The organism is Mycobacterium sp. (assembly GCF_025965855.1).
Classification (GTDB): domain Bacteria; phylum Actinomycetota; class Actinomycetes; order Mycobacteriales; family Mycobacteriaceae; genus Mycobacterium.
The window spans coordinates 1-4,207 of record NZ_JAOPWB010000066.1; the positions used below are offsets into that span (position 1 = coordinate 1).

The following is a 4,207-nucleotide window of genomic DNA, read 5'->3' on the forward strand; positions in this document are numbered from 1 at the left end:
CATGCAGAAATTCATGTAGGGGTGCGGACCCTTTTCTTGTGCACGAGATAAAAGCGAAGAAAAAAGGCCGCGCACCTTGCTGCGCACTCAGTGAGGAGTAACGACGTATGGATTGGCGCCACAAGGCGGTCTGCCGCGACGAGGATCCGGAACTGTTCTTCCCGGTAGGGAACAGCGGCCCGGCGCTCGCGCAGATTGCTGACGCGAAACTGGTCTGCAATCGATGCCAGGTGACCACGGAGTGCCTCTCCTGGGCCCTGAACACCGGCCAGGACTCGGGCGTCTGGGGGGGCATGAGTGAAGATGAGCGACGCGCACTCAAGCGTCGCAATGCCCGGACGAAGGCCCGTAGCGGAGTCTGACCCAGTTTGCCGACAGTGCGGCCCCGACGGTTGTCGGGGCCGCACTGTCGTGTATGGCGCGGCCGCGACAGTCGTCGGGCCGCACGGCTGCGTAGGGGTCTAGAGCAACAGTCGGGCCCGACGGCCGATCGGCACCCGCAGCACCACGTCGGTGCCGCGGGCGGGCGCTTGACGCATCCCCAGCGTGCCGTCCAGTTCCGCCGACACCAGCGTCCGCACGATCTGCAGACCCAGGCTGTCCGACTTCTCCAGGCTGAATCCGTCGGGCAGTCCACGCCCGTCGTCGTGCACGACGACGTCGAGCCAGCGCGCCGAGCGCTCGGCGCGAATGGTCACAGACCCTTCCGGGGCCGTCGGATCGAATGCGTGCTCGATCGCGTTCTGGACGAGTTCAGTGATCACCATGATCAGGGCCGTCGCGCGGTCCGAGTCCAGCACGCCGAGGTCGCCGACCCGGTTGATCCGGATCGGCCGGTCCACCGAAGCCACGTCGTTCATGATCGGCAGGATCCGGTCGATGACCTCGTCGAGGTTCACCTGCTCGTCCACCGACATCGACAACGCGTCGTGGACCAGGGCGATCGACGACACCCGGCGCACCGACTCGATCAGCGCCTCCCGCCCCTCGGCGTTGGCGGTCCGCCGGGCCTGCAGCCGCAGCAGCGCCGCCACCGTTTGCAGGTTGTTCTTCACCCGGTGGTGGATCTCGCGGATGGTGGCGTCCTTGGATATCAGGGCCCGGTCGCGGCGCTTGACCTCCGTGATGTCGCGGATCAGCACCGCGGCGCCGGCGCTGGCGCCATGAACCACCAGCGGCAGGGTCCGCAGCAGCACCGTGGCGCCGCCGGCGTCGACCTCCATCCGCATGCTTCTCCCGCCGGCGATCAGGTCCCGCACATGCTCGGCCACTTCCTGCGCCTCGAACGGGTCGGAGATCAGAGGCCGCGTCACATCCACGAGATTGTGGCCCTCCAACTCCGACGTCAGGCCCATCCGGTGGTAGGCCGACAGCGCGTTGGGGCTGGCGTAGGCGACGACACCGTCGACATCGAGGCGGATGAAGCCGTCGCCCGCGCGCGGGGTCGAGCGCGACATGACCACGTCGCCCACGTCGGGAAAGGTGCCCTCCGCGAGCATGTGCACCAGGTCCGTGGCGCATTCCCGGTATGCGGTCTCCAGCTGGCCCGACGCGCGGCCGGCGGCTTCCGCGGTTTGATGCCGCGTCAGCACCGCCACCACGTTCCCGCCATACCGCACCGGGGACGCCGCAACGTGCGGGCCGGGCAGCTCCCGCGAATGTTGTTGGCCCGCATCGCTTTCGGATATGACGGCGCCGGAGTCGAAAGTCTCGGCGACGAGCGACAGCCGGTCGGCGGCAACGGCGCTACCCACGGCGTCGGTGAGGAGCACCGTCGGCGCGGTATTAGGACGGCACTGCGCCACGCACACCAGCACGCCGTCGTCGCGGCAAACCCACATCAGGTAGTCGGCGAACGACAGATCGGCCAGCAGCTGCCACTCCCCCACCACCGCGTGCAGGTGGTCCACTGCGTTGCCCGGCAGCATCGTGTGTTCGGCAAGCAGATCACCGAGGGTGGACATGCATGACTCTCGCGTCGATTCCCGGCGGCGGATACGGGGGTTTGAGGGGGTTCAACGGCTAGCTGATCACGGCGATAAGGTCGCCCGCCTGAATCACGTCGCCCACCGACACGCTCACCTTGCTGACGGTGCCGTCGACCTCGGCCAGCACGGGGATCTCCATCTTCATCGACTCCAGCAGCACCACGATGTCGCCCTTACCGATCGAGTCACCCTCGTGGACAACGACCTCGAGCACGCTGGCCACGATCTCGGCGCGAACATCCTCCGCCATCTTCACCCCACTCATCCTGGCCATTGATGCAAGCTGGCTGCTGGTCTAGCAAGCTCATGTATATCGAACCATAGGACCGGTCGGGACCGCGGCACGCGGGGCGTGAGACAATGTGAGACAAGCTAACGGGTGCGCGGCACCCGATCGATGAACAATCAACGGAGGTTCGAAGAGATGGCCAAGCGTGGGCGGAAGAAGCGCGACCGCAAGTACAGCAAGGCCAACCACGGCAAGCGGCCCAATTCCTGACGGAAAAGCTACTCCATTCCGCGGATGATGGTGGTCCGGCGGATCTGCAGCCGGAGGCGTTCCCTGAGGCCCTCGGGGGCCTTCTCACCTGTGCACTTGGTCGCGATCAGGGCCTTGAGCCGCTCCTCGATCCCGTAGTGCTGGAAGCATCCGGGGCACGCCTCGAGGTGCTGGCGCAGCCTCTCTTTAGCCTCCGGTGTGCACTCGCCGTCGAGCAGGGTCCATACCTCGGCGATCACTTCGGCGCAGCCCAGGCCGTGGGAATGGCTGTCCTCGGCGCGGGGGTCGGCGGGGCCCGCGAACTCGCTCATGACGGCACCTCCTCGTGCGCCTGTTGGCCGCGGGTGAAGCCGCGCTCCTTGGCCACGTCGGCCAGAAGACCGCGCAGCTGACGTCTGCCGCGGTGCAGCCGAGACATTACCGTCCCGATCGGCGTTTCCATGATCTCGGCGATTTCCTTGTACGGGAAACCCTCGACGTCGGCGTAGTAGACGGCCATCCGGAACTCCTCCGGCAACGCCTGCAGCGCTTCTTTGATCTCGTTGTCGGGCAGCGCCTCCAGCGCTTCGACCTCCGCCGAACGCAGGCCGGTCGAGGAGTGCTCGGCGTTGGCCGCCAACTGCCAGTCGGTGATCTCCTCGGTCGGATACTCCGCCGGTTGGCGCTGTCGCTTGCGGTAGCTGTTGATGTAGGTGTTGGTCAAGATCCGGTACAGCCACGCCTTGAGGTTGGTGCCGGCCCGGAACGAGCGGAATCCCGCGTAGGCCTTCACCATCGTTTCCTGCAGCAGGTCCTCCGCGTCGGCGGGGTTACGAGTCATGCGCAGCGCACCACCGTAAAGCTGGTCCAGCAGGGGAATCGCGTCGCGTTCGAAACGCGCCGTGAGTTCCTCGTCGGTTTCCTGTGGCGGTGCCGGTTCGGGTGCCTCTAGCCCCTCTAAACCCCTTGCGCCGTCGATATCGGCCATCTTGACTAACACGGTCCCTTCTGCAGCGGTGTCGCCGGTCGGCACCAAAAACGCCGCCGAACTCGCAAGCGACCGGGTCAACTGCTCGTCCTCCAAGAGGCACGTCGCCGTTGGCACCAGACTGCTCCTTCCAATCTAGAGGCTGCCCCCGACAGTGTCTGTCCTAGTCTGCCGGTGCCTGCCGCATCTGCATCAGAAACCGACTTCTTTAACAGCATTAGGCCGCCAGCTATTTCCCGGGCGGAATCCGGCCCGGTTCGAGCCTGGCGTTAGTGTGACGCCATGTCCCTCAACGGCAAGACCATGTTCATCTCGGGCGCCAGTCGCGGTATCGGCCTCGCGATCGCCAAACGCGCCGCGCAGGACGGCGCCAACGTCGCGCTGATCGCCAAGACCGCCGAGCCGCACCCCAAGCTGCCGGGGACGGTGTTCACGGCCGCGAAGGAGCTCGAGGAAGCCGGCGGGCAGGCGCTGCCGATCGTCGGGGACGTCCGCGACCCGGATTCGGTCGAGGCCGCGGTGGCCAAGACCGTCGAGCAGTTCGGCGGCATCGACATCTGCGTCAACAACGCCTCGGCGATCAACCTCGGCTCGATCACCGAGGTGCCGCTCAAACGCTTCGACCTGATGAACGGGATCCAGGTGCGCGGCACGTATGCGGTCTCGCAAGCTTGCATCCCCCATCTGAAGGGCCGGGAGAACCCGCACATCCTGACGCTGTCGCCGCCGGTGCTGCTGGGCAAGGAGTGGTTG

General features: G+C 66.2%; 6 protein-coding genes. 2 read left to right on the top strand and 4 right to left on the bottom strand.

The window, feature by feature from the left end:
• The first annotated feature begins 107 nt into the window (after window positions 1–107).
• Complete coding sequence (gene whiB1, locus JWP83_RS04840) at window positions 108–362, top strand: transcriptional regulator WhiB1 (RefSeq protein ID WP_066932419.1); 255 nt, start codon at window positions 108–110, stop codon at window positions 360–362.
• A gap of 99 nt (window positions 363–461) precedes the next feature.
• Here the strand turns inward: whiB1 and JWP83_RS04845 are convergent, their stop codons facing one another.
• The 4 genes from JWP83_RS04845 to JWP83_RS04860 all read right to left on the bottom strand — a co-directional run bounded on the left by JWP83_RS04845 (window position 462) and on the right by JWP83_RS04860 (window position 3,454).
• Window positions 462–1,964, bottom strand: coding sequence for a sensor histidine kinase (locus tag JWP83_RS04845; RefSeq protein ID WP_297726595.1), 1,503 nt, complete (start codon window positions 1,962–1,964; stop codon window positions 462–464).
• Window positions 1,965–2,022: 58 nt separating this feature from the next.
• The gene (locus JWP83_RS04850; RefSeq protein ID WP_297726604.1) at window positions 2,023–2,238 is read right to left on the bottom strand and encodes a biotin/lipoyl-binding carrier protein; all 216 of its coding nucleotides are present in this window, start codon (window positions 2,236–2,238) and stop codon (window positions 2,023–2,025) included.
• Between the two features lie 257 nt (window positions 2,239–2,495).
• Window positions 2,496–2,798: a mycothiol system anti-sigma-R factor gene (gene rsrA, locus JWP83_RS04855; protein ID WP_297726598.1), complete on the bottom strand. Its 303-nt coding sequence runs from the start codon at window positions 2,796–2,798 to the stop codon at window positions 2,496–2,498.
• Window positions 2,795–3,454 (bottom strand): sigma-70 family RNA polymerase sigma factor, encoded by a 660-nt coding sequence (locus JWP83_RS04860; RefSeq protein WP_297726607.1) that lies wholly within the window; start codon window positions 3,452–3,454, stop codon window positions 2,795–2,797. The genes rsrA and JWP83_RS04860 overlap by 4 nt, the downstream gene beginning before the upstream one ends.
• A 282-nt stretch (window positions 3,455–3,736) precedes the next feature.
• Here JWP83_RS04860 and JWP83_RS04865 point away from each other — a divergent pair.
• A partial coding sequence (locus JWP83_RS04865) for an SDR family oxidoreductase (protein WP_297726601.1) occupies window positions 3,737–4,207 on the top strand: 471 nt, incomplete at its 3' end.